We start from the raw sequence: 23,185 nt of genomic DNA on the forward strand, positions 1-23,185 counted from the left end.
GAAACGGGGCGAAAACCGGACCGGGAAGCGTGCCCGGCCACGGAATATCCGGTCGCGCGGGGTGTTCTATGGTAAAATCAAGGGTTGATTGAATCATCAATTTTGTTTTAAACCTTTCTTTTTATTGGAGTTTTTCAATGGCAATCGAACGCACCCTGTCGATCATCAAACCAGACGCAGTCGCTAAAAACGTTATCGGCCAAATCTACAGCCGCTTCGAAGGCGCTGGCCTGAAGGTCATCGCCGCGCGCATGGTGCAACTGTCCCGTGCGGAAGCCGAAGGCTTCTACGCCGTTCACGCCGCCCGTCCATTCTTCAAGGATCTGGTCGACTTCATGATCTCCGGTCCCGTGATGATCCAGGTTCTGGAAGGCGAAGGCGCCATCCTGAAAAACCGCGACCTGATGGGCGCGACCGATCCTAAGAAAGCGGAAAAAGGCACCATTCGCGCCGACTTCGCCGACTCGATCGACGCGAACGCCGTGCACGGTTCGGACGCCGCCGAAACCGCCGCTGTGGAAATCGCCTACTACTTCCCAGCACTGAACGTGTACTCCCGTTAATCTTCGGATCAACGCGGCACACTGTATGACGTAGTACCTGTGGCCCCGGCGTCGTCCGGGGCGCAGTCTTTTTTGAAATGATTCGAGCAAGATTATGGACACGACCCTCACCAACCTGCTGGACTTCGATCCTGCGCAACTGATCGCCTATTGTGCGGAGTTGGGTGAGAAGCCGTTCCGCGCGAAACAACTGCAGCGCTGGATCCACCAGTTCGGCGCGTCCGATTTCGACGCCATGACCGACCTGGCCAAGTCGCTGCGCGACAAGCTGAAGACCCGCGCCCACATCACGGCGCCGGCCGTCATCAGCGACCACACCTCGTCCGACGGCACCCGCAAGTGGCTGGTGGACGTGGGCAACGGCAACGCCGTGGAAACCGTGTTCATCCCGGAGGACAACCGCGGCACGCTGTGCATCTCCACCCAGGCCGGCTGCGCCGTGAACTGCCGTTTCTGCTCGACGGGCAAGCAGGGCTTCAACCGCAACCTGTCGGTGGGCGAGATCATCGGCCAGCTGTGGATGGCCGAATTCGAGTTGCGCCGCACCAAGGGTATCGAGCCCGGCCCGAAGGGCGAGCGCCAGATCACCAACGTGGTGATGATGGGCATGGGCGAGCCGCTGCTGAACTACGAGCCGACCGCCACCGCGCTGAAGCTGATGCTGGACGATAACGCCTACGGCCTGTCGCGCCGCCGCGTGACCCTGTCCACCTCGGGCGTGGTGCCGATGATCGACAAGCTGTCGCAGGACGTGCCGGTGGCGCTGGCCGTGTCGCTGCACGCGTCCAACGACGCGCTGCGCGACGGCCTGATCCCGCTGAACAAGAAATACCCGCTGGCCGAGCTGATGGCCGCGTGCAAGCGCTACCTGGAGTTCGCGCCGCGCGACTTCATCACCTTCGAGTACTGCATGCTGGACGGCGTCAACGACAGCGACCAGCACGCGCGCGAACTGGTGGCGCTGGTCCAGCACCGCGATCTGGGCGTGAACTGCAAGTTCAACCTGATCCCGTTCAACCCCTTCCCGGAGTCGGGCCTGCTGCGCTCGAAGAACCCGCGCATCAAGGAGTTCGCGCAGGTCCTGATGGACGCCGGCATCGTCACCACCATCCGCAAGACGCGCGGCGACGACATCGACGCCGCCTGCGGCCAGCTGGCCGGCGAGGTGCAGGACCGCACCCGCGTGGCCGAGCGCATGGAGAAGATGGCCGAGTACCAGCAGAAGTTCGGCGCCAACTTCGGCAAGATCGTGGAGATCCGTTCCTGATGCCCGTGACAGTCCGCCGCAGCCTGCGCCGCCTGGCCGCCTTCGGGGCGGCCTGCGCCGGCGCGGCCGGCGTGCTGGCCGGACTGTTGGCCGGCTGCGCCTCCGGCACGGCCGAGCCGGGCAACAGCGGCAGGGCGGAGCTGGCCACGGCGTCGGACCAGACGGCGGCGCAAAAGCGCGCCGAGATCCGGCTGCAGCTGGCCATCGGCTATTACCAGCAGGGCCAGTTGCCGGTCGCGCTGGACGAGGTGAAGAAGGCCATCGCCGCCGATCCGGACAACGCCGACGGCTACGGCGTGCGGGCCCTGATCTACATGGGCATGGGCGAGCGCGAACTGGCCGAGGACAACTTCGTGCGCGCCATGAAACTGGCGCCGCGCAATCCGGAGATCAGCAACAACTACGGTTCCTTCCTGTGCAGCACCGGCCGGGTGGCCGAGTCGTTCAAGCATTTCGACGCTGCGCTGGCGAACACCAGCTACCAGTCGCCCGCCAACGCGTACAACAACGCGGGCGGTTGCGCCATGAAGCAAAAGGATTACGACACGGCCGAGAAGTATTTACTGCCGGCCTTGAAGACGGCGCCGGACGTGCCGGCGACCAACGCCAATCTGGCGCGGATCTACTACGAGCGGCGCGATTATGCACGCGCCGGTTTTTTCATTACCCGGCTGAGCAAAGTCGCCAAAGCCGACAGCCTCGCGGCTGACGTGCTGTGGCTTGCAATAAGGGTGCAGCATAAACTGGGCGACAAGGGCGCGGAATCGGGCTGGGCGACGCAATTGCGGCGCCACCATTCCGCCTCGCCGGAATATGCTGCCTATCAACGTGGGGCGTTTGATGAGTGACACAGGTACACCTATGAATTCTGAGTGGGCGCAGCAGCCTGAAAAACAGTCCGGCCCGGGCGCGCCCGGCGCGCAGCTGGCGGCCCAGCGCGAGGCGATGGGGCTGACCGTGGACCAGATCGCCGACCAGCTGAAGCTGGCGCCGCGCCAGGTGGCGGCGCTGGAGGCGGGCGACTACGCGTCGCTGCCCAACATGGCCGTCACGCGCGGTTTCGTGCGCGCCTACGCCAAGGTGGTGAAGCTGGACGCGGCACCGCTGGTGGCGATGATCGAGGTCAATCCCATCGCCGGCCACGAGCATCCGCCCGCGCGCCGCGAACGGATTTCCGCGACCTTCTCCGAGTCGCGCTTCCCGCAATTGACCGAGCGCTCGTCCAAGCCCACCGGCTGGATCATGGGCGCGGCGGTGGCCGCCGTGGTGGCGGCCGCGTTCGCCGCCTGGCATCTGGATTTGTTCCCGAACATCAAGCCGGGCCAAGCCACCGCCCCCGCCGCGCCCGCCGTGGCGACGGTGCCGGTGGACCCGGCCGCCGCGGGCGCCGCGTCCGCGCCGCTGCAGTCGCCCAACGTGCCGCTGATCTCGGTGCCGCCGCCGGCCGACGCCTCCGGCGCGCCCGCCGGCGCCGGCACGCCGGTCGCCGGTGTGGGCGCGCCAGCCGCGGGCGCCGCGCCCGGCACGGTTCCGGCCGCGCCGGCGAACGCCGTCCCCGCCGCGCCGGCGGTGGCCGCGCCGGCCCAGGCCGCGCCGGCCGCCGCGCAGCCCGCGCCGGCAGCCGCCGCCACGCTGGTGCTGAAGGTGAGCGAGGATTCGTGGGTGGAAATCAAGCGTCCCGGCAAGCCGGCGCTGATCTCGCGCCTGGTCAAGGCCGGCAGCACGGAGACCTTCGAGATCACCGACCCGGCCCTGCTGGTCGTCGGCAAGCCCACCGGCGTGCAGGCGACGCTGCGCGGCGCGCCGCTGCCGCTGCCGCCGGTGGCGGGCGGTACAATCTCGCGCGTGAACATCCAGTAAGCATCCGATCAGCAGCCCATCACCAGTTAGATAGCAACAGCAGCCATGACTTCGAACACCGCGATTCCATCCGGCCCGCTGGGCCGCCACGGCACGCGCCGCGTGCTGATCGCCCACGGCGACCGTAAAATCTGGGTTGGCGGCGACGCGCCCATCGTGGTGCAGTCGATGACCAACACCGACACCGCCGACGCGGTCGGCACGGCGATCCAGATCAAGGAGCTGGCGCGCGCCGGTTCCGAACTGGTGCGCCTGACGGTGGACCGTCCGGAGGCCGCCGCCGCCGTGCCCTACATCCGCGACCAGCTGGACAAGATGGGCGTGGACGTGCCGCTGGTGGGCGATTTCCATTACAACGGCCACACGCTGCTGACCGACTATCCGGACTGCGCCGCCGCGCTGTCCAAGTACCGCATCAACCCGGGCAACGTGGGCAAGGGCGCCAAGCGCGACACCCAGTTCGCCCAGATGATCGAAGTGGCGATGCGGCACGACAAGCCGGTGCGCATCGGCGTCAACTGGGGCAGCCTGGACCAGGCGCTGCTGGCGCGCATCATGGACGAGAACGCGGCGCGCGCGCAGCCCTGGAGCGCGCAGGCGGTGATGTACGAGGCGCTGATCACGTCGGCCATCGAGAACGCCGTGCGCGCCGAGGAGCTGGGCATGGGGCGCGACAAGATCATCCTGTCGTGCAAGGTGTCGGGCGTGCAGGACCTGGTGGCCGTGTACCGCGAGCTGGCCAGGCGCTGCGACTATCCGCTGCACCTGGGCCTGACCGAGGCCGGCATGGGCAGCAAGGGCATCGTGGCCTCGACGGCGGCGCTGTCGGTGCTGCTGCAGGAGGGCATCGGCGACACCATCCGCATCTCGCTGACGCCGGAACCGGGCGGCGACCGCACCAAGGAAGTCGTGGTCGGCCAGGAGATCCTGCAGACCATGGGCCTGCGCAAGTTCACGCCGATGGTGATCGCGTGCCCGGGCTGCGGCCGCACCACGTCGACCACCTTCCAGGAGCTGGCGGACGACATCCAGACCTATCTGCGCGATTCCATGCCGGAGTGGAAGCAGTCCTACCCGGGCGTGGAGGCGATGAACGTGGCGGTGATGGGCTGCATCGTCAACGGCCCGGGTGAATCGAAGCACGCCAACATCGGCATCAGCCTGCCGGGCACCGGCGAATCGCCGGCCGCGCCGGTGTTCGTCGACGGCCAGAAATTCGCCACCCTGCGCGGCGACCGCATTGTCGAGGAGTTCCAGGCCATCGTCCTGGATTACGTTAAGAAGAATTACGGTAAAGCGAATTAAGCCAAACTATGTCTGAAAATAAGAAAATTACTGGTGTTAAGGGAATGAACGACCTGCTGCCGCAGGACGCCCACCTGTGGGAACTGTTCGAGAACACCGCGCAATCGGTCGTGCAAGCCTATGGCTTCCAGCAGATCCGCACCCCCATCGTGGAGGAGACCCGCCTGTTCGCGCGCGCCATCGGCGCCGTGACCGACATCGTCGAGAAGGAAATGTATTCCTTCACCGATTCGATGAACGGCGACCAGCTGACGTTGCGCCCCGAGGGCACGGCCGGCGTGGTGCGCTCGGTGATCGAGCACAATCTGGTCTATGAAGGTCCGAAGCGCCTGTGGTACAAGGGTCAGATGTTCCGCCACGAGCGTCCGCAGCGCGGCCGCTACCGCCAGTTCCACCAGTTCGGCTGCGAGGCCGTCGGCTTCACCGGTCCGGACGTGGACGCGGAAATGATCATGATGTGCCGCCGCCTGTGGGACGACCTGGGCCTGGACAAGATCCGCCTGGAGCTGAACTCCATCGGCGACGCCAGCGAGCGCGCCGCCCACCGCGTGGAGCTGATCAAGTACTTCGAGGCGCACGCCGACCAGCTGGACGCCGAGGCCCAGCGCCGCCTGCACAGCAACCCGCTGCGCATCCTGGACACCAAGAACCCCGCCATGCAGGAACTGGTGACCAACGCGCCCAAGCTGCTGGACTACCTGGGCGAGGCCTCGCTGGCGCACTTCAACGGCGTGCAGAAGATCCTGAACCACAACAACATCCCGTTCAAGATCAACCCGCGCCTGGTGCGCGGCCTGGACTACTACAACCGCACCGTGTTCGAATGGGTGACGGACGAACTGGGCGCGCAGGGCACCGTGTGCGCCGGCGGCCGTTACGACCCGTTGATCGAGACCTTCGGCGGCAAGCCGACGCCCGCCGTCGGCTTCGCGATGGGCATCGAGCGCCTGGTCGAGCTGATGAAGACGGCCGGCGAGCCGGCCCCCGGCAACCAGTGCGACGTGTACCTGGTGCACCAGGGCGAGGCGGCCCAACTGCAAGCCTTCGTGCTGGGCGAGCGCCTGCGCGACGCCGGCCTGGACGTGGTCATGCACTGCGCCGCGCCGACCGGCGCCGGCAGCTTCAAGTCGCAGATGAAGAAGGCCGACGGCAGCGGCGCGTCGTTCGCCGTCATCATCGGCGAGGACGAGGTGGCGAACCACACGGCCAACGTCAAGGCGATGCGCGACGAAGCGGGCGAGAGCCAGCAGTCCACCGTGCCCTTCGACGGCGTGGTGGACTTCATCGTCGACCACATCACCGATGGCGGGGAAGAGCACCACCACTTCCACGTCCACGACGAGAACTGCAAACACTAATCACCGACACACCGATCAACCTTAACCACGCGATTACTCATGGCATACGATCTCGAAGAACAAGAACAACTCGCTTCCCTCAAGGCCTGGTGGGCAAAGTACGGCAACGTGACATCCTGGGTCCTCATCGCGGGCCTGGCGGCGTACTCCGGCTGGAACGGCTGGAAGTACTATGAGCGCGAGCAGGCCGCCAAGGCCTCGGCGCTGTACGACGAGGTGCAGACCGCGCTGGCGTCCAAGGACGCCGCCAAGATCCAGCGCGCCACGGCCGACATGCAAAGCCGCTTCGCCAGCACCGCCTACGCCTCGATGACGGCCTTCGCCGCCGCCAAGCAGGCCTTCGAGGCCAACGATCTGAAAACCGCCAAGACCCAGCTGCAATGGGTGGTCGAGCATGGCAACGAGGAGCACAAGGCGCTGGCGCGCATCCGCCTGGCCGGCGTGCTGCTGGACGAGAAAGCCTACGACGAGGCGCTGAAGGTGCTGGCCGTCGAGACGCCGGCGCAATTCGCCAGCGCCGTCGCCGACCGCAAGGGCGACGTGCTGGCCGCGCAGAACAAGCTGGCCGAGGCGCGCGCCGCCTACACCGCCGCGCTGAACGCGAGCGACAAGAAGAACCCGGGCCGCCAGCTGATCCAGATCAAGCTGGAGGCGATCGGCGGCACCGCGCCGGCCGAGCAGCCCAAGGGCGCCGCTTAAGGCCATTGGCTTTGGCATAGGGTAGGGCGGGGCGGTTCGGCCCGCCGGAGCCGCCGGGACGCATGCGTGCGGCGGACTAGCCTTCGGCTACTCCGCCCTACGCTGGGTTCTGGTTCGGGTTAATACACGTAAGGATTTTTATGCGCATCACCGGAAAAGTATTTGGCGTGAGCCTGCTGGCGCTGGCCGCGGGCTGCAGCTCCCTGAGCTCCCTGAATCCGTTCGCCGCGGAAGAAAAAAACAAGCCCGCCCCGCTGGTGGAGCTGAAGGGCAGCATCGCCGTCAAGACCGCCTGGAAGTACTCGGTCGGCAAGTCCGGCGCCTATTCGTTCTCGCCCGCGCTGGCCGGCAACAGCCTGTTCGTGGCCGACGCCGACGGCAACGTGGCGCGCCTGGACGCGGCCACCGGCAAGGAGCAGTGGCGCGTCAAGGCCGGCTCCGACCTGACCGCCGGCGTGGGCGCCAGCCCCAACGGCCAGCTGGTCGTGGTGGGCGGCGTCAAGGGCAACGTCATCGCCTTCGACGGCAACGGCAAGCAACTGTGGAAGTCGCAGGCCTCCAGCGAGGTGCTGTCCTCGCCGGTGGCGGCCGACGACGTGGTCATCGTGCGCAGCGTGGACAACCGCGTGACCGCCTACGAGGCCAAAACGGGGGCCAAGCGCTGGACGGTGCTGCGCACCACGCCGGCCCTGACCCTGCGCAACGCGCCCGGCATGGTCATCGCCGGCGGCAACGTGTACGTGGGCCAGCCCGGCGGCAAGCTGCTGGCGCTGACCCTGGCGGCCGGCGTGCCGCGCTTCGAGGTGTCGGTGGGCGAGCCCAAGGGCGCCACCGAGCTGGAACGCGTGGCCGACGTGGCCGGCACCCCGGCGGTGTTCGACAAGGACGTGTGCGCCGTGACCTACCAGGGCCGGGCGGGCTGCTTCGACCTGGCCACCGGCGCGGCGCGCTGGACCAAGCCGACCTCGTCCGACGTGGGCGTGGGCATCGACCAGCGCTTCGTGTTCGTCGCCGACGAGCAGGGCGCGGTGTCCGCCTACAGCCGCGAGGGCGGCCAGAGCGCGTGGAAGAACGACAAGCTGGCTTACCGCCGCCTGTCCACGCCGGCCTCGTTCGGCCGCGCCGTGGCGGTGGGCGACCTGCAGGGCCATGTGCACCTGCTGTCGCGCGAAGACGGCGCACTTATAGGTCGGGTCTCCACCGACGGCACGCCGATCGTATCGGTGCCGGTGGTGGCGGGCTCGAATTTGATTTTCCAAACCCAATCAGGGACTGTGACCGCAATCGCGGTCGAGTAAGAAGAATAATGAAGCCGGTAATAGCACTCGTAGGTCGCCCCAATGTGGGGAAATCGACCTTATTCAATCGTCTGACACGCTCGCGCGACGCGCTGGTGGCGGACATGCCTGGCCTGACGCGCGATCGCCATTATGGCGAGGGCCGCGTCGGCGAACGTCCCTTCCTGGTGGTCGACACCGGCGGTTTCGAGCCGGTGGCCAAGGAAGGCATCATGTTCCAGATGGCGCTGCAGACCAAGCAGGCCGTGGCCGAGGCGGACGTGGTGGTGTTCCTGGTGGACGGCCGCCAGGGCCTGACCCCGCACGACAAGACCATCACCGACTTCCTGCGCAAGACCGGCCGTCCGGTCATGCTGGTGGTGAACAAGTCGGAGGGCATGCGCTACACGGCCGTGGTGTCCGACTTCTACGAGCTGGGCATGGGCGATCCCTACGTGATCTCCGCCGCCCACGGCGACGGCGTGCACGACCTGGTGAACGAGGCGCTGGACCTGGCCTTCAAGCAGCGTCCCGAGGACGAGGAGGAGCTGCAGCCGGAGCAGAAGGGCGTCAAGATCGCGCTGGTGGGCCGCCCCAACGTCGGCAAGTCCACCTTGATCAACACCCTGCTGGGCGAGGAGCGCGTGATCGCCTTCGACATGCCCGGCACCACGCGCGACTCGATCGAGATCCCGTTCGAGCGCGACGGCAAGCAGTACACGCTGATCGACACGGCCGGCATCCGCCGCCGCGGCAAGGTGTTCGAGGCGATCGAGAAGTTCTCGGTGGTGAAAACGCTGCAGTCGATCTCCGAGGCCAACGTGGTGGTGCTGATGCTGGACGCGCAGCAGGACATCTCCGAGCAGGACGCCCACATCGCCGGCTTCGTGCTGGAGACCGGCCGCGCGCTGGTGGTGGCCGTCAACAAGTGGGACGGCCTGCAGTCGGACGACCGCGACGAGATCAAGATCGACCTGGACCGCAAGCTGGACTTCCTGTCCTTCGCCAAGATGCACTTCATCTCGGCGCTGAAGGCCGCCGGCATCGGCCCGCTGATGAAGTCCGTGGACCAGGCCTACGCGGCCGCCATGGCCAACCTGACCACGCCCAAGCTGACCCGCGCGCTGCAGGAGGCGGTGGAGAAGCAGGAACCCAAGCGCAAGGGCTCGATGCGGCCGAAGATGCGCTACGCGCACCAGGGCGGCATGAATCCGCCGATTATCGTTATCCACGGCAATTCCCTGGACGCCATCACCGACCCGTATAAACGCTATCTGGAAAAGCATTTCCGCGACACGTTTAATCTGGTGGGCACGCCTTTGCGTATCGAATTGCGGACCGGTAAGAATCCGTTCGATAAGCGCGAGAAATAATCACGATAATTAGCAGAAAATAATGTAAGCCGTGCACGTCTCGCACTGCACAAAAAGCAAAAACAGGTTACAGTAGCTTGGAAGCATTATTCTCCCGTAGAGAGTGGTGCTTGGCACTTGAAAAACCGCGAGTCGCCTCCATTCTTATACAACAACATCATCGGAGCTGTTATGAGCAACAAAGGGCAATTGTTACAAGACCCATTCCTGAACGCGCTGCGCAAGGAACACGTACCGGTCTCGATCTATCTGGTCAACGGCATCAAGCTGCAGGGCCATATCGAATCGTTCGACCAGTATGTCGTCCTGCTGCGCAACACCGTCACGCAGATGGTGTACAAGCACGCCATTTCCACGGTGGTGCCGGCCCGCGCGGTCAATCTGAACATTGATTCCGAGGCGGAATAAAGCGTTGAGCTTTCGCCTCCCAACCTGCCTGACCGTCGTATGCGCGCAGCTTTAGTCGGGGTGGACTTCGGTCAGGGCGATTTCGCCGCCAGCGTCGAGGAACTGTCCCTGCTCGCCCGCTCGGCCGGCGTCGAGCCCGTCACCACGATCACGGGCAAGCGCTCCAGCCCCGACGCCGCCTATTTCGTCGGCAGCGGCAAGGCCGACGAGATCGGCTTCGCGGTGCAGGACCTCCAGCTCGAAATCGTCATCTTCAACCACGCGCTGTCGCCCGCCCAGCAGCGCAACCTGGAAAAGCGCCTGAACATCCGCGTGCTGGACCGGACCAGCCTGATCCTCGACATCTTCGCCCAACGCGCCCAGAGCCACGAGGGCAAGCTGCAGGTCGAGCTGGCGCAGCTGCAGCATCTGGCCACGCGCCTGATCCGCGGCTGGACCCACTTGGAACGCCAGAAGGGCGGTATCGGCCTGCGCGGCCCCGGTGAAACCCAGCTCGAGACCGACCGCCGGCTGATCGGCGAGCGCGTCAAGATGCTGCGCGCCCGGCTCTCCAAGCTGCGCAAGCAGCACGAGACCCAGCGCCGCTCGCGCGGCCGCAGCCACACCTTCTCCGTGTCCCTGGTCGGCTACACCAACGCCGGCAAATCCACGCTGTTCAACGCCATGACCAAGGCCGGCGTGTACGTCGCCGACCAGTTGTTCGCCACGCTGGACACCACCTCGCGCCGCGTCTACATGGGCGAGGAGGTGGGCAACGTGGTGGTGTCGGACACGGTGGGCTTCGTGCGCGAACTGCCGCACCAGCTGGTGGCGGCCTTCCGCGCCACGCTGGAGGAGACCATCCACGCGGACCTGCTGCTGCACGTGGTCGACGCGGCCAGCCCGGTGCGCATGGAGCAGATCGAGCAGGTCAACCTGGTGCTCAAGGAGATCGGCGCCGATCACATCCCCCAGATCCTGGTGTGGAACAAGATCGACGCGGCCGGCCTGGAGCCGACGGTCGAACGCGATGAATATGATAAGATTTCCCGCGTCTTCACCAGCGCCCGCACGGGCGCCGGCATGGACCTGCTGCGCGGCGCCATCACCGAGGCCGCCAAGTCCGCACCTGGCATGGCTTATCTGTACGAGGCGCCGGACGGCGAGCCCGACGACGATGTAGCGGGCGAACCGGACGGCCATTCCACTTTTACCCAAGTCGGATCACATTAGTATGCCTTTTTCCTCCATAAAGAAAAAAATAGGCTTGAAGCTGACCCTGAACGATCCCCGCTGGGGCCCGGACAAGGACAACAACAAGCAGGCCCAAGAAGGCAAGAAACCCGGCGAGGGCGGCCCCCCCGACCTCGACCAGCTGTGGCGCGACTTCAACCAGCGCCTGAACGGCCTGTTCGGCAACAAGAACCGCAACGGCGGCAACGGTTCCGGCGGCGGCGGCAATGGCGGCGGCGACATGCGCGGCGCGGGCATCACGGCCGGCGCGGTGGGCGCGATCGCGGCGCTGGTGTGGCTGGCCAGCGGCGCCTTCATCGTGCAGGAGGGCCAGACCGGCGTGGTGTTCACGTTCGGCAAGGTCAGCCACACGACCCCGGCCGGCTTCAACTGGCGCTGGCCCTACCCGTTCCAGAGCGACGAGACGGTCAACGTGTCGCAGGTGCGCACCGTCGAGGTGGGCTACCGCACCAACGTCAAGAACAAGCAGGCGCGCGAATCGCTGATGCTGACCGACGACGAGAACATCATCGACATCCAGTTCGCGGTGCAGTACCGCCTGAAGGACCCGGTGGCCTGGATCATCAACAACAGCGACCCGCAGGAAACCGTGCGCCAGGTGGCCGAGACGTCGATCCGCGAGATCGTCGGCAAGAGCAAGATGGACTTCGTGCTGTACGAGGGCCGCGAGAAGGTGGCCTACGAGACCCAGCAGCTGATGCAGCAGATCCTGGACCGCTACGCGTCCGGCGCGCAGATCACCAACGTGACCATGCAGGGCGTGCAGCCTCCGGAGCAGGTGCAGGCGGCGTTCGACGACGCCGTCAAGGCCGGCCAGGACCGCGAGCGCCTGAAGAACGAGGGCCAGGCCTACGCCAACGACGTGGTGCCGAAGGCGCGCGGCGCCGCGGCGCGCCTGTTGCAGGAGGCCGAGGCCTACCGCTCGATGGTGGTGGAGAACGCGGAGGGTAACGCCGCCCGCTTCAAATCCGTGCTGACCGAATACCAGAAGGCGCCGGCCGTCACGCGCGACCGCATGTACCTGGACACCATGCAGCAGATCTTCACCAGCACCAGCAAGGTGATGGTGGACTCCAAGTCCGGCAGCAACCTGCTGTACCTGCCGATGGACAAGCTGATCGCCCAGGCCGCGGCCAGCGACGCGGCGACCCGCGCCAACGCCGCGCCGCCGCCGCCCACCGCCGTGATGCTGCCGAACGAGGGCCTGCCCTCGGTCGACATCGCCCGTCCCCGCGACAGCCGCTCGCGCGAATCCTCACGTGACCGGGAGAGCCGTTAATGAACCGCATAGTAACCATCCTGGTGACGGGCTTCATCGCCCTGATGCTGCTGTCCTCCACCGTGTTCCTGGTCGACCAGCGCCGCTACGCCATCGTGTTCGCGCTGGGCGAGGTCAAGCAGGTGATCAGCACCCCGGGCCTGCACTTCAAGCTGCCGCCGCCGTTCCAGAACGTGTTGTACCTGGACAAGCGCATCATGACCATGGACTCGGCCGACGCCGACCGTTTCATCACGGCCGAGAAGATGAACATCCTGATCGACTCGTTCGTCAAATGGCGCATCGCCGAGCCCAAGCTGTACTTCGTCTCCTTCGGCGGCGACGAGACCCGGGCGCGCGACCGCATGTCGCAGATCGTCAAGGCGGCGCTGAACGACGAGATCACCAAGCGCACCGTGCGCGAAGTGATCTCGGGCCAGCGCGGCAAGGTGATGGAGTCCATCGTCACCAAGGTGATCACCGAGTCCAAGCAGATCGGCGTCGAGATCATCGACGTGCGCCTCAAGCGCGTGGACTATGTCGAGCAGATCAACAACTCCGTGTACGAGCGCATGAAGGCCGAGCGCAGCCGCGTGGCCAACGAGCTGCGTTCGACCGGTTCGGCCGACTCGGAGAAGATCCGCGCCGACGCCGACCGCCAGCGCACCGTGGTGCTGGCCGAGGCCTACCGCGAGGCGGAGACCATCCGCGGCCAGGGCGACGGCAAGGCCAGCCAAATCTACGCCGAGGCCTTCGGCCGCAACCCGGAGTTCTACAAGTTCTACCGCAGCCTGGACGCCTACCGCAACTCGTTCAAGAGCAAGGGCGACGTGATGGTGGTGGACCCGAACTCGGACTTCTTCAAGTACTTCAAGAACCCCGGCAGCGGCGGCAAGTAATTCAAAACCGGGGACAGACCCGCGTTCCGCGTCGCAAATCCAAGTGTTGGCTCGTGGCGCGGAGGGTCTGTCCCCTGTGCCACGGGTTGGGTTTTCCACCCTCCGCCCCCGTCTTTTCGTTGGCACTTATTCCATCAAACCGCATTTTCGCGTAAAATATGCGGTTCGGCCCTCCGATTGCCGCATGCGTCCCCTGAAGACGCATAGACGATATCTCAACTACACCGTTTCCGGTTTTCTCCATGCCGAATTGGCTATTGCCCGAACATATAGCGGACGTATTGCCGTCCGAAGCGCGCAAGATCGAAGAGCTGCGCCGCCAGATGCTGGATAACTTCCGCCTCTACGGCTACGAACTCGTCATGCCGCCCCTGCTGGAATACGTCGAGTCCCTGATGACCGGCGCCGGCCAGGACACCGAGCTGCGCACCTTCAAGCTGGTCGACCAGATCTCCGGCCGCATGCTGGGCCTGCGCGCGGACATGACCACGCAAGTGGCCCGCATCGACGCCCACCTCTTGAACCGCAACTCCGTCACCCGCCTGTGCTACGCCGGCAGCGTGCTGCACACCCGTCCGTCGGGCCTGCACACCACCCGCGAGCCGCTGCAGATCGGCGCCGAGATCTACGGCCACGCCGGCCTCGAGGCCGACGCCGAGATCCAGGAACTGGCGCTGGCCTCGCTGGCCATGGCCGGCTTCACCGACGTGCGCCTGGACCTGTCGCATGTCGGCGTGCTGCGCGCCATCCTGGCCGAGGACCCGGCCGCCGCGAAGGACGAGGCCGCGCTGTACCTGCTGCTGCGCGCCAAGGACGTGCCGGGCCTGGAAACGCAGACCGCCGGCTACGCGCCCGCCATCCGCGCCGCGCTGCTGGCCCTGCCCAGCCTGTACGGCGACGTGGAAGTGCTCAAGCGTGCGCGCGACGTGCTGCCGGACCTGCCGGGCATCGCCAAGGCGCTGGCCGAACTGGCCGCGCTGGCCGCGTCGGCCATCGGCCGCGCCGACGTCGCGATCGACCTGGCCGACCTGCGCGGCTACCAGTACGAGAGCGGCGCGATGTTCGCGCTGTACGTGCCGGGCCTGCCGAACGCGGTGGCGCGCGGCGGCCGCTACGACCATGTCGGCGAAGCCTTCGGCCGGGCCCGTCCCGCCACCGGCTTCTCGATGGACCTGCGCGAGCTGGCGCGCCTGCTGCCGACGGCGGAGCGCAAGCATTCGATCCGCGCGCCGTGGGGCAACGCGCCCGAGCTGAAAGAGAAAATCGCCGAGTTGCGCAAGGCCGGCGAAGTGGTGATCCAGAGTCTGCCGGGTCACAGCAATGAACAGGACGAGTTCGAGTGCGACCGCGCGCTGGTGCTCGACGATAGTGGTAGCAACTGGATTCTTAAAAACTTAGGTTAGTGTGATGTCAAAGAAAAACATGGCAAAGAACGTCGTTGTCATCGGTACCCAGTGGGGCGATGAAGGCAAAGGTAAAATCGTTGATTGGCTGACCGATCACGCCCAGGGCGTGGTGCGCTTCCAGGGCGGCCACAACGCCGGCCACACGCTGGTCATCGGCGGCGTGAAGACCGCGCTGCAGCTGATCCCGTCGGGCATCATGCGCCCGGGCGTGGCCTGCTACATCGGCAACGGCGTGGTGGTGTCGGTGCCGGACGTGCTGCGCGAAATCGACAAGCTCGAAGCGGTCGGCGTGGAAGTGGCCTCGCGCCTGAAGATCTCCGAAGCCTGCCCCGTGATCCTGCCTTACCACAGCGCGCTCGACGCCGCCCGTGAGACGGCGCGCGGCGCGGCCAAGATCGGCACCACCGGCAAGGGCATCGGCCCGGCCTACGAGGACAAGGTCGCGCGCCGCGCGATCCGCGTCGCCGACCTGCTGAACGAGGAACGTTTCGCCGAGAAGCTGCGCGAAAACCTGGACTACCACAACTTCGTGCTGGAAAACTACCTGAAGGCCCCGAAGGTCGACTACCAGAAGACCCTGGACGACGCGCTGGCCTACGTGCCGCGCCTGCGCCCGATGGTGGCCGACGTGTCGAGCGCGCTGTACGCCGCGCACAAGGCCGGCGGCAACCTGCTGTTCGAAGGCGCCCAGGGCTCGCTGCTGGACGTGGACCACGGCACCTATCCGTTCGTCACCTCGTCGAACTGCGTGGCCGGCAACGCCGCCGCCGGCGCCGGCGTGGGTCCGGGCATGCTGCACTACATCCTGGGCATCACCAAGGCCTACACCACGCGCGTCGGTTCCGGCCCGTTCCCGTCGGAGCTGCCGACGGACGCCGGCGTCGGCCACCACCTGTCGTCGGTCGGCCACGAGTTCGGCACCGTCACGGGCCGCGCCCGCCGCTGCGGCTGGTTCGACGCCGCGCTGCTGCGCCGCTCGGTCCAGATCAACGGCGTGTCCGGCATGTGCATCACCAAGCTGGACGTCATGGACGGCCTGGAGACCATCAAGATCTGCACCAGCTACACGCTGGATGGCCGCACCGTGGATATCTTCCCGGTCGGCGCGGAAGACGCAGCTCGCTGCCAGCCCATCTACGAAGAGATGCCGGGCTGGAGCGAGAGCACCGTCGGCGCTAAATCGCTGGCGGCGCTGCCTGCAAACGCGCGCGCTTACATCAAGCGCATTGAGGAACTGGTTGGCGTGCCAGTCGACATGGTTTCCACCGGTCCGGACCGCGAAGAGACCATCGTGCTGCGCCATCCCTACGAATAAGAGAACCGCATATGAGCACTCCCCCATCCGACGACAAGCACCTGTGGGTGTCCTGGGATGAATACCACCGCCTGATCGAGCGCCTGGCGCTCAAGGTGCACGAATCGGGCTGGAAATTCGACCAGGTGTTGTGCCTGGCGCGCGGCGGAGTGCGTCCCGGCGACGTGTTCTCGCGTATCTTCGACGTGCCGCTGGCGATCCTGTCGACCAGCTCCTACCGCGCCGACAAGGGCACGGTGCAGGGCGACCTGGACATCGCCAAGTACATGACGATGACCAAGGGCCCGCTGTCCGGCAAGATCCTGCTGGTGGACGACCTGGCCGATTCCGGCGTGACCCTGATGAAGGTGATCGACCACCTGAAGGCCAACTTCGACGGCGTGACCGAGGTGAAGACGGCCGTGATCTGGACCAAGGGCAGCTCGGCCTTCCGTCCGGACTACCAGATGCAGGAATTGCCGCACAATCCGTGGATCCACCAACCGTTCGAGGACTACGACGGCCTGCGCCCGCACCAGCTGGCGGCGTGGATCAAGAAGGGCGAGACCGCGGCGTAAGCCGCGTTGAAAAAGGGGTCAGGTTCGGTATTTTTTTAATACCGAACCTGACCCCTTTTTCTTTTTTAAGAGGGCGCCATGACGCAAGACTTCTTCCAGACCTTCATCCTGCTGTTGCTGGTGACCGACCCCTTCGGCAATGTGCCGCTGTTCGCCACCGCGCTGGCGCCGGTGCCGCCGGCGCGGCGCGCGAAAATCGTGGTGCGCGAGTGCATAATCGCCTTCGTCGTGCTGCTGGTGTTCATGTTCTTCGGCAGCCACTTCCTCAAGGCCCTGAGCCTGTCCGAGGCCTCGCTGCGCATCGCCGGCAGCGTGATCCTGATGCTGATCGCGATCCGCATGATCTTCCCGCACCCGGACGGCGTGCTGGGGCGCAGCGAGGGCGGCGAGCCGTTCATCGTGCCGCTGGCCATTCCCGCGCTGGCGGGGCCGTCGGCGCTGGCCACGGTGCTGCTGTTCTCGCGCGACAGCACCGGCGAGGTGCTGGTGCACGTGGCCGGGCTGGGCGCCGTGGTGGTGGTGTGGCTGGCCGTGTTCCTGGGCGCCGAGCGCCTGCAGAAGGTGCTCGGGCCGCAGGTGATGACGGCCTTCGAAAGGTTGATGGGCCTGATCCTGGCCGCGATGTCGATCGAGATGCTGCTGGGCGGCGTGCGCGAGTTCGTCAAGACCCTGTAGCCGGCCGTGGCGATCAGGCGATCACGTCGGCGCCCGGCGCGCCGAACAGCTGCTGCTTGAGCTTGTGCAGCTGGTCGCGCACCTGCGCGGCCTTCTCGAACTCCAGGTTCTTGGCGTGGTCCAGCATGGCCTTCTCGAGCCGCTTGATCTCCTTGCTGATCTGCTTCTCGCTCATGGCCTCGTACTTGGCCGCCTCCTCGGCCACCTCCAGCTGCTCGCGCGCGTCCTGCGGGCTGTAGACGCCGTCGATCATGTCCTTGATGATCTTGTGCACGCCGCGCGGCGTGATGCCGTTGGCCAGGTTGAAGGCGATCTGCTTGTTGCGCCGGCGCTCGGTCTCGCCGATGGCGCGCTCCATCGAATCGGTCATGCGGTCCGCGTACAGCAGCGCCACGCCGTTCAGGTTGCGCGCCGCGCGGCCGATGGTCTGGATCAGCGAGCGCTCGGAGCGCAGGAAGCCCTCCTTGTCCGCGTCCAGGATGGCCACCAGCGACACCTCCGGCAAGTCCAGGCCCTCGCGCAGCAGGTTGATGCCGACCACCACGTCGAAGGTGCCGATGCGCAGGTCGCGCAGGATTTCGACGCGCTCCACGGTCTCGATGTCGCTGTGCAGGTAGCGCACCTTGATGCCATGGTCGCTCAGGTACTCGGTCAGCTGCTCGGCCATGCGCTTGGTCAGCGTGGTCACCAGCACCCGCTCGTTCTTGGCGATGCGGTCGTTGATCTCGGACATCAGGTCGTCCACCTGGGTGCGGGCCGGGCGCACGATCACCATCGGGTCGACCAGGCCGGTGGGGCGCACCACCTGTTCGACCACGTTGTCCGAATGCGTCTTCTCGTAGTCGGCCGGCGTGGCCGAGACGAACACGGTCTGCCGCATCTTGCGCTCGAACTCCTCGAACTTCAATGGCCGGTTGTCCAGCGCGGACGGCAGGCGGAAGCCGTAGTCCACCAGGTTGGTCTTGCGCGAACGGTCGCCGTTGTACATGGCCGAGAGCTGGCCGATCAGCACGTGCGACTCGTCCAGGAACATCAGCGCGTCCTGCGGCAGGTAGTCCACCAGCGTCGGCGGCGGCTCGCCCGGCATGGCGCCGGACAGGTGGCGCGAATAGTTCTCGATGCCCTTGGTGAAGCCGATCTCGGCCATCATCTCCAGGTCGAAGCGGGTGCGCTGCTCCAGCCGCTGTTCCTCGATCAGCTTGTTCTCCTGGCGGAAGAACTCGAGCCGGTCGCGCAGCTCGGCCTTGATGGTCTCGACCGCGCGCAGCACGGTGGAGCGGGGCGTCACGTAGTGCGAGCCGGGGTAGACGGTGAAGCGCGGAATCTTTTGCTTGACGCGCCCCGTCAGCGGGTCGAACAGCTGGATCGATTCCAGCTCGTCGTCGAACATCTCCAGCCGCACCGCCAGCTCCGCGTGCTCGGCCGGGAAGATGTCGATGGTGTCGCCGCGCACGCGGAAGGTGCCGCGGCCGAAGTCGACCTCGTTGCGGGTGTACTGCATCTGGATCAGGCGGGCGATGATGTCGCGCTGGGCCACGCGGTCCTTCTGGCGCAGCGTCAGGATCATCTGGTGGTATTCGTTGGGATTGCCGATACCGTAGATGGCCGACACGGTGGCCACGATCACCACGTCGCGCCGCTCCATCAGCGACTTGGTGCAGGACAGGCGCATTTGCTCGATGTGCTCGTTGATCGACGAGTCCTTCTCGATGAACAGGTCGCGCTGCGGCACGTAGGCCTCGGGCTGGTAGTAATCGTAGTACGAGACGAAGTACTCGACCGCGTTCTCCGGGAAGAACTCGCGGAATTCACTGTAGAGCTGCGCGGCCAGCGTCTTGTTGGGCGCGAACACGATGGCGGGGCGGCCCATGCGGGCGATCACGTTGGCCATGGTGTAGGTCTTGCCGGAACCGGTCACGCCCAGCAGGGTCTGGTAGGACAGGCCGTCCGAAATACCCTCGCACAGGCCATCGATGGCGGTGGGCTGGTCGCCGGCGGGCGGGAAGGGCTGGTGCAGCTTGTAGGGCGAACCGGGGAAGGTGACGACGGTGGGCTCCGGCGAGCCGGGCGATTGCGAATCTTGCATTGGGGAAGACCTTTTACTCAGACCTTGATAGAATGTGCGATTGTTGCCGTTCACGACCGGATTTTGTTCGGGCGCCGGCAACTGTTGTTGCAAAACCTTGCTGCGAACCGCTTCTAATCGAATCCAATCTTATCATGACGACCCCTTCCGTTTTCAGCGCCATCGAGATGGCCCCGCGCGACCCGATCCTCGGTATCACCGAAGCCTTCAACGCCGACACCAACCCAGGCAAAATCAACCTGGGCGTGGGTGTCTATTATGACGACAATGGCAAGGTGCCGCTGCTCGCCTGCGTGAAGAAAGCAGAAGCGATTCTGATCGAGCAATCCGCCCCGCGCACCTACCTGCCGATCGAGGGCCTGGCGGCTTACGACAAGGCGGTGCAGGAACTGGTATTTGGCGCCGACAGCGCCGTGATTCAAGAGAAGCGCGCGGTCACCGTGCAAGCCATCGGCGGCACCGGCGCCCTGAAAATCGGCGCCGACTTCCTGCAGCGCTTCGCGCCGGGCGCCCAGGTCTACATCAGCGATCCGAGCTGGGAAAACCACCGCGCGCTGTTCGAAAGCGCCGGTTTCAAGGTCAACAACTACACCTATTACGACCCAAGCACCCACGGCGTGAACTTCGCCGGCATGCTGGCCGACCTGAAGGCCATGCCGGCCGGCTCCATCGTGCTGCTGCACGCCTGCTGCCACAACCCGACCGGCGCCGACCTGACCCAGGCCGAATGGGACCAGGTGATCGCCGTGATCGCCGCCAACAACCTGGTGCCGTTCCTGGACATGGCCTACCAGGGCTTTGGCGCCGGCATCGCCGAAGACGGCGCCGTGGTGCGCCGCTTCGCGGCCACCGGCGGCCCGCTGCTGGTGTCGAACTCCTTCTCCAAATCGTTCTCGCTGTACGGCGAGCGCGTGGGCGCGCTGAGCGTGGTGGCCTCGTCGGCCGAGGAAGCGTCGCGCCTGCTGTCGCAGCTGAAGCGCGTGGTGCGCACCAACTACTCCAACCCGCCGGTACACGGCGGCAAGACCGTCGCCACCGTGCTGACCAGCCCAGAGCTGCGCCAGCTGTGGGAAGACGAACTGGCCGGCATGCGCGTGCGCATCAAGGAAATGCGCGACGCGCTGGTGAAAAAGCTGAAAGAGAAGGCGCCATCGCACGACTTCGAATTCGTGCGCCAGCAGGTCGGCATGTTCTCGTACTCGGGCCTGACCAAGCAGCAGGTCGACGCGCTGCGCGCCGAATCGATCTACGCCGTGGACACCGGCCGCATTTGCGTGGCCGCGCTGAACTCGACCAACATCGACAAGGTCGTTGACGCGATCGCTAAAGTGCTCTAAAATCTTGTTTCTTCGAGCTGAACGAAAGAACGGCTCGAAAGGCGGCAGAAAGTACCGAAGGAAACGCTCTTGTGGGCTCGGATTCGACAGTATATAATGCGGCCTCTAATCCCTGATAGCTCAGTCGGTAGAGCGACGGACTGTTAATCCGCAGGTCCCTGGTTCGAGTCCAGGTCGGGGAGCCAGAACACGAAAAGCCACGTTGAAAAAACGTGGCTTTTTTCATTGACGCTCAAACGGCGGCACTGCGGGGCTGTCCCCGGTTTCGCTCCGTCGGCATCGCCTTCCGCTCCACCGGCGCCGGGTTTCATCGCATCGCGATTGCCAATAACGCAACGGCACGGGACAATGGCCCACCGTTCCCCTCGCGTGCCGCCATGTCCACCACCGTCTCCACCCGCAAGCCCGGCTTCCCGTTCCACCGCCTGATGCGCGACGGCGTGTACGTGGCCGTGTTCAACTTCATCTGCGGCCTCGTCGTCACCTACCTGATCAGCGACGGCACCCACCTGGCGCAAAACATGCTGATCTCGTACTGCATCGGCACCGTCGCCTTCCTGCTGATCGACGGCACCCGGCTGGCGCTGTGGGGCGAATCCGGCCGGCCCAACTGGCTGACATTCGCCGTGCTGCTGGCCGTGGCGGTGCCGGCCGCGCAATACGCGGGCGCGCGCCTCGCCGGCTGGCTGCTGGGCTATCGGCTGGACAAGCTGTACACGCTCGGCAGCCCGAACACCACCATCAGCCTGGTCATCACGCTGCTGGCTACCGGCGCCGCCACGCTGTTCTTCGCCAACCGCGACCGCATCCTGCGCGCGGAGGCCGAGCTGGCGCTGGAAAAGGCGCGCACCGAAACCGTGGCGCGCCAGGCGTTGCAGGCGCAACTCCAGTCGCTGCAGGCGCAGATCGAGCCGCACATGCTGTTCAACACCCTGGCCAACCTGCAAGGGCTGATCGCCATCGATCCCCCGCGCGCGCAGGAAATGCTGGACCTGCTGATCCAGTACCTGCGCGCCACGTTGACCTCCTCGCGCGCGGAGACCAACACGCTGGCGCAGGAATTCGAATTGATGAAGGCCTATCTTGGGCTGATGCGGATCCGCATGGGCGAACGCCTCAGCTACTCCTTCGAGCTGCCCAAGGAGTTGCGCAACGCCACCGTGCCGCCCATGCTGCTGCAGCCGCTGGTGGAGAACGCCATCGCCCACGGCCTGGAGCCCAAGGTGGCCGGCGGCCACGTGGCCGTCAGCGCGCAGCTGCGCGACGGCGTGCTGGTGCTGGCCGTGCGGGACGACGGCCGCGGCCCGGACGCCGGTCCCGGCAAGAAGGGCACCAATCTGGGCCTGTCCAACATCCGCGAGCGCCTGCGCGCCATGTACGGCGAACGCGCCGCGCTGACCCTGGAGGCGGCCGCGCCGGAAGGCGCCGTCGCCCGCATCACACTTCCCGCATAGAGACCACGCCATGCCCATCCAAGCCCTGATCGCAGAAGACGAACCGATACTCGCCGCCACCCTGGCCCACGCGCTCAAGCGCCTGTGGCCCGAGCTGGAACTGGTGGCCACCTGTCCCCACGGCGCGGACGCGTTGGAGAAGGCGCTGGCGCTGCGGCCGGACGTGCTGTTCCTCGATATCAAAATGCCCGGCAAGACGGGACTGGAGGCGGCCGAGGAACTGGCCGAGCAATGGGAGGGCGGCAAGCCCTTCCCGCAGATCGTGTTCGTGACCGCCTACGACGAATACGCGGTGGAGGCGTTCGACCGCGAGGCGGCCGACTACGTGCTCAAGCCGATCAGCGACGCGCGGCTGGGCAAGACGGTGGAACGGCTGAAGGCGCGCCTGGCCGCCAAGGCGCCGGGCGGCGGGCTGGACGACCTGCTGGGGCAGATGCGGGCGCTGATGCCTTCGCTGGCCGTGCCGACGGCCGAGCGGCTGACGATGATAAGGGCCGCCGTCGGCAACCAGGTGCGCATGATACCGATGGCGGACATCGTCTATTTCGAGGCGCTGGACAAATACGTGAACGTGGTGACGCGGGACGGCGAGGCGCTGATACGCATGAGCCTCAAGGAGCTGCTGCCGCAGCTGGACGACAAGGTGTTCTGGCAGGTGCATCGCGGCACCATCGTCAACTCCGGCTGCGTGCTGAGCGCGGTGCGCGACGAGGCGGGCAAGTTGTCGCTGCACATGCGGCATCGCGGCGAGCGCGTGCGGGTGAGCCCCCTGTATGCGCACCTGTTTCGGCAGATGTAAACGCCGGCCCGCAATACCGCTGACGCCGGTTTGGGGTCAGACCCCAAGCGGCGTCA

General features: G+C 65.9%; 21 protein-coding genes and 1 tRNA gene. 21 read left to right on the forward strand and 1 reads right to left on the reverse strand.

Annotation, left to right across the window (positions count from 1 at the left end):
• The first annotated feature begins 137 nt into the window (after positions 1 to 137).
• From ndk to BM436_RS23815, 17 genes are all read left to right on the forward strand, one after another.
• The gene (gene ndk, locus BM436_RS23735; protein WP_093558020.1) at positions 138 to 563 is read left to right on the forward strand and encodes a nucleoside-diphosphate kinase; all 426 of its coding nucleotides are present in this window, start codon (positions 138 to 140) and stop codon (positions 561 to 563) included.
• A gap of 94 nt (positions 564 to 657) precedes the next feature.
• On the forward strand, positions 658 to 1,830 hold the full coding sequence (gene rlmN / locus BM436_RS23740) for a dual-specificity RNA methyltransferase RlmN (RefSeq protein WP_093558021.1): 1,173 nt from the start codon (positions 658 to 660) through the stop codon (positions 1,828 to 1,830).
• A complete protein-coding gene (gene pilW, locus BM436_RS23745) occupies positions 1,830 to 2,678 on the forward strand; it encodes a type IV pilus biogenesis/stability protein PilW (RefSeq protein WP_093558022.1) in 849 nt (282 codons plus the stop codon). Before rlmN ends, pilW begins: the two co-directional genes overlap by 1 nt.
• Before the next feature lie 13 nt (positions 2,679 to 2,691).
• Positions 2,692 to 3,690 carry a helix-turn-helix domain-containing protein gene (locus tag BM436_RS23750; RefSeq protein WP_093558023.1) on the forward strand — a complete coding sequence of 333 codons (999 nt, stop codon included), beginning with the start codon at positions 2,692 to 2,694 and terminating at the stop codon, positions 3,688 to 3,690.
• Positions 3,691 to 3,735: 45 nt separating this feature from the next.
• Positions 3,736 to 4,995, forward strand: coding sequence for a flavodoxin-dependent (E)-4-hydroxy-3-methylbut-2-enyl-diphosphate synthase (gene ispG, locus BM436_RS23755; protein WP_093558024.1), 1,260 nt, complete (start codon positions 3,736 to 3,738; stop codon positions 4,993 to 4,995).
• Between the two features lie 8 nt (positions 4,996 to 5,003).
• Positions 5,004 to 6,353 (forward strand): histidine--tRNA ligase, encoded by a 1,350-nt coding sequence (gene hisS / locus BM436_RS23760; RefSeq protein WP_093558025.1) that lies wholly within the window; start codon positions 5,004 to 5,006, stop codon positions 6,351 to 6,353.
• Positions 6,354 to 6,392: 39 nt separating this feature from the next.
• Positions 6,393 to 7,052 (forward strand): YfgM family protein, encoded by a 660-nt coding sequence (locus tag BM436_RS23765; RefSeq protein ID WP_093558026.1) that lies wholly within the window; start codon positions 6,393 to 6,395, stop codon positions 7,050 to 7,052.
• A 140-nt stretch (positions 7,053 to 7,192) separates the two neighbouring features.
• The gene (gene bamB, locus BM436_RS23770; protein ID WP_093558027.1) at positions 7,193 to 8,350 is read left to right on the forward strand and encodes an outer membrane protein assembly factor BamB; all 1,158 of its coding nucleotides are present in this window, start codon (positions 7,193 to 7,195) and stop codon (positions 8,348 to 8,350) included.
• A gap of 8 nt (positions 8,351 to 8,358) precedes the next feature.
• Positions 8,359 to 9,702, forward strand: a complete 1,344-nt coding sequence (gene der / locus BM436_RS23775; RefSeq protein WP_093558028.1) for a ribosome biogenesis GTPase Der — start codon at positions 8,359 to 8,361, stop codon at positions 9,700 to 9,702.
• Between the two features lie 171 nt (positions 9,703 to 9,873).
• Positions 9,874 to 10,110 (forward strand): RNA chaperone Hfq, encoded by a 237-nt coding sequence (hfq, locus tag BM436_RS23780; protein WP_093558029.1) that lies wholly within the window; start codon positions 9,874 to 9,876, stop codon positions 10,108 to 10,110.
• Positions 10,111 to 10,149: 39 nt separating this feature from the next.
• The gene (hflX, locus tag BM436_RS23785; protein WP_093558030.1) at positions 10,150 to 11,322 is read left to right on the forward strand and encodes a GTPase HflX; all 1,173 of its coding nucleotides are present in this window, start codon (positions 10,150 to 10,152) and stop codon (positions 11,320 to 11,322) included.
• Position 11,323: 1 nt separating this feature from the next.
• Positions 11,324 to 12,622 carry an FtsH protease activity modulator HflK gene (gene hflK, locus BM436_RS23790; RefSeq protein WP_093558031.1) on the forward strand — a complete coding sequence of 433 codons (1,299 nt, stop codon included), beginning with the start codon at positions 11,324 to 11,326 and terminating at the stop codon, positions 12,620 to 12,622.
• Positions 12,622 to 13,500: a protease modulator HflC gene (hflC, locus tag BM436_RS23795; RefSeq protein WP_093558032.1), complete on the forward strand. Its 879-nt coding sequence runs from the start codon at positions 12,622 to 12,624 to the stop codon at positions 13,498 to 13,500. Before hflK ends, hflC begins: the two co-directional genes overlap by 1 nt.
• Before the next feature lie 242 nt (positions 13,501 to 13,742).
• The gene (locus BM436_RS23800) at positions 13,743 to 14,903 is read left to right on the forward strand and encodes an ATP phosphoribosyltransferase regulatory subunit (RefSeq protein WP_093558033.1); all 1,161 of its coding nucleotides are present in this window, start codon (positions 13,743 to 13,745) and stop codon (positions 14,901 to 14,903) included.
• Between the two features lie 4 nt (positions 14,904 to 14,907).
• Positions 14,908 to 16,221 (forward strand): adenylosuccinate synthase, encoded by a 1,314-nt coding sequence (locus tag BM436_RS23805; protein WP_093558034.1) that lies wholly within the window; start codon positions 14,908 to 14,910, stop codon positions 16,219 to 16,221.
• Between the two features lie 11 nt (positions 16,222 to 16,232).
• A complete protein-coding gene (locus BM436_RS23810; RefSeq protein WP_093558035.1) occupies positions 16,233 to 16,778 on the forward strand; it encodes a phosphoribosyltransferase in 546 nt (181 codons plus the stop codon).
• A gap of 78 nt (positions 16,779 to 16,856) precedes the next feature.
• Positions 16,857 to 17,453 (forward strand): MarC family protein, encoded by a 597-nt coding sequence (locus BM436_RS23815; RefSeq protein WP_093558036.1) that lies wholly within the window; start codon positions 16,857 to 16,859, stop codon positions 17,451 to 17,453.
• Positions 17,454 to 17,466: 13 nt separating this feature from the next.
• Here BM436_RS23815 and uvrB read toward each other — a convergent pair whose 3' ends face one another.
• Positions 17,467 to 19,539, reverse strand: coding sequence for an excinuclease ABC subunit UvrB (gene uvrB / locus BM436_RS23820; RefSeq protein ID WP_093558037.1), 2,073 nt, complete (start codon positions 19,537 to 19,539; stop codon positions 17,467 to 17,469).
• Positions 19,540 to 19,673: 134 nt separating this feature from the next.
• Between uvrB and BM436_RS23825 the strand changes: the two genes are divergently transcribed.
• The 4 genes from BM436_RS23825 (at position 19,674) to BM436_RS23840 (ending at position 23,129) form a co-directional block, all read left to right on the forward strand.
• Positions 19,674 to 20,876, forward strand: a complete 1,203-nt coding sequence (locus tag BM436_RS23825; RefSeq protein ID WP_093558038.1) for an amino acid aminotransferase — start codon at positions 19,674 to 19,676, stop codon at positions 20,874 to 20,876.
• A 109-nt stretch (positions 20,877 to 20,985) separates the two neighbouring features.
• Positions 20,986 to 21,061 (forward strand) — tRNA-Asn (locus BM436_RS23830).
• Positions 21,062 to 21,253: 192 nt separating this feature from the next.
• On the forward strand, positions 21,254 to 22,330 hold the full coding sequence (locus tag BM436_RS23835; protein WP_093558039.1) for a sensor histidine kinase: 1,077 nt from the start codon (positions 21,254 to 21,256) through the stop codon (positions 22,328 to 22,330).
• A 10-nt stretch (positions 22,331 to 22,340) separates the two neighbouring features.
• Positions 22,341 to 23,129 carry a LytR/AlgR family response regulator transcription factor gene (locus tag BM436_RS23840; protein WP_093558040.1) on the forward strand — a complete coding sequence of 263 codons (789 nt, stop codon included), beginning with the start codon at positions 22,341 to 22,343 and terminating at the stop codon, positions 23,127 to 23,129.
• Positions 23,130 to 23,185 lie beyond the last annotated feature (56 nt).

This window comes from Pseudoduganella namucuonensis (assembly GCF_900116645.1).
GTDB classification, from domain to species: Bacteria; Pseudomonadota; Gammaproteobacteria; order Burkholderiales; family Burkholderiaceae_D; genus Rugamonas; species Rugamonas namucuonensis.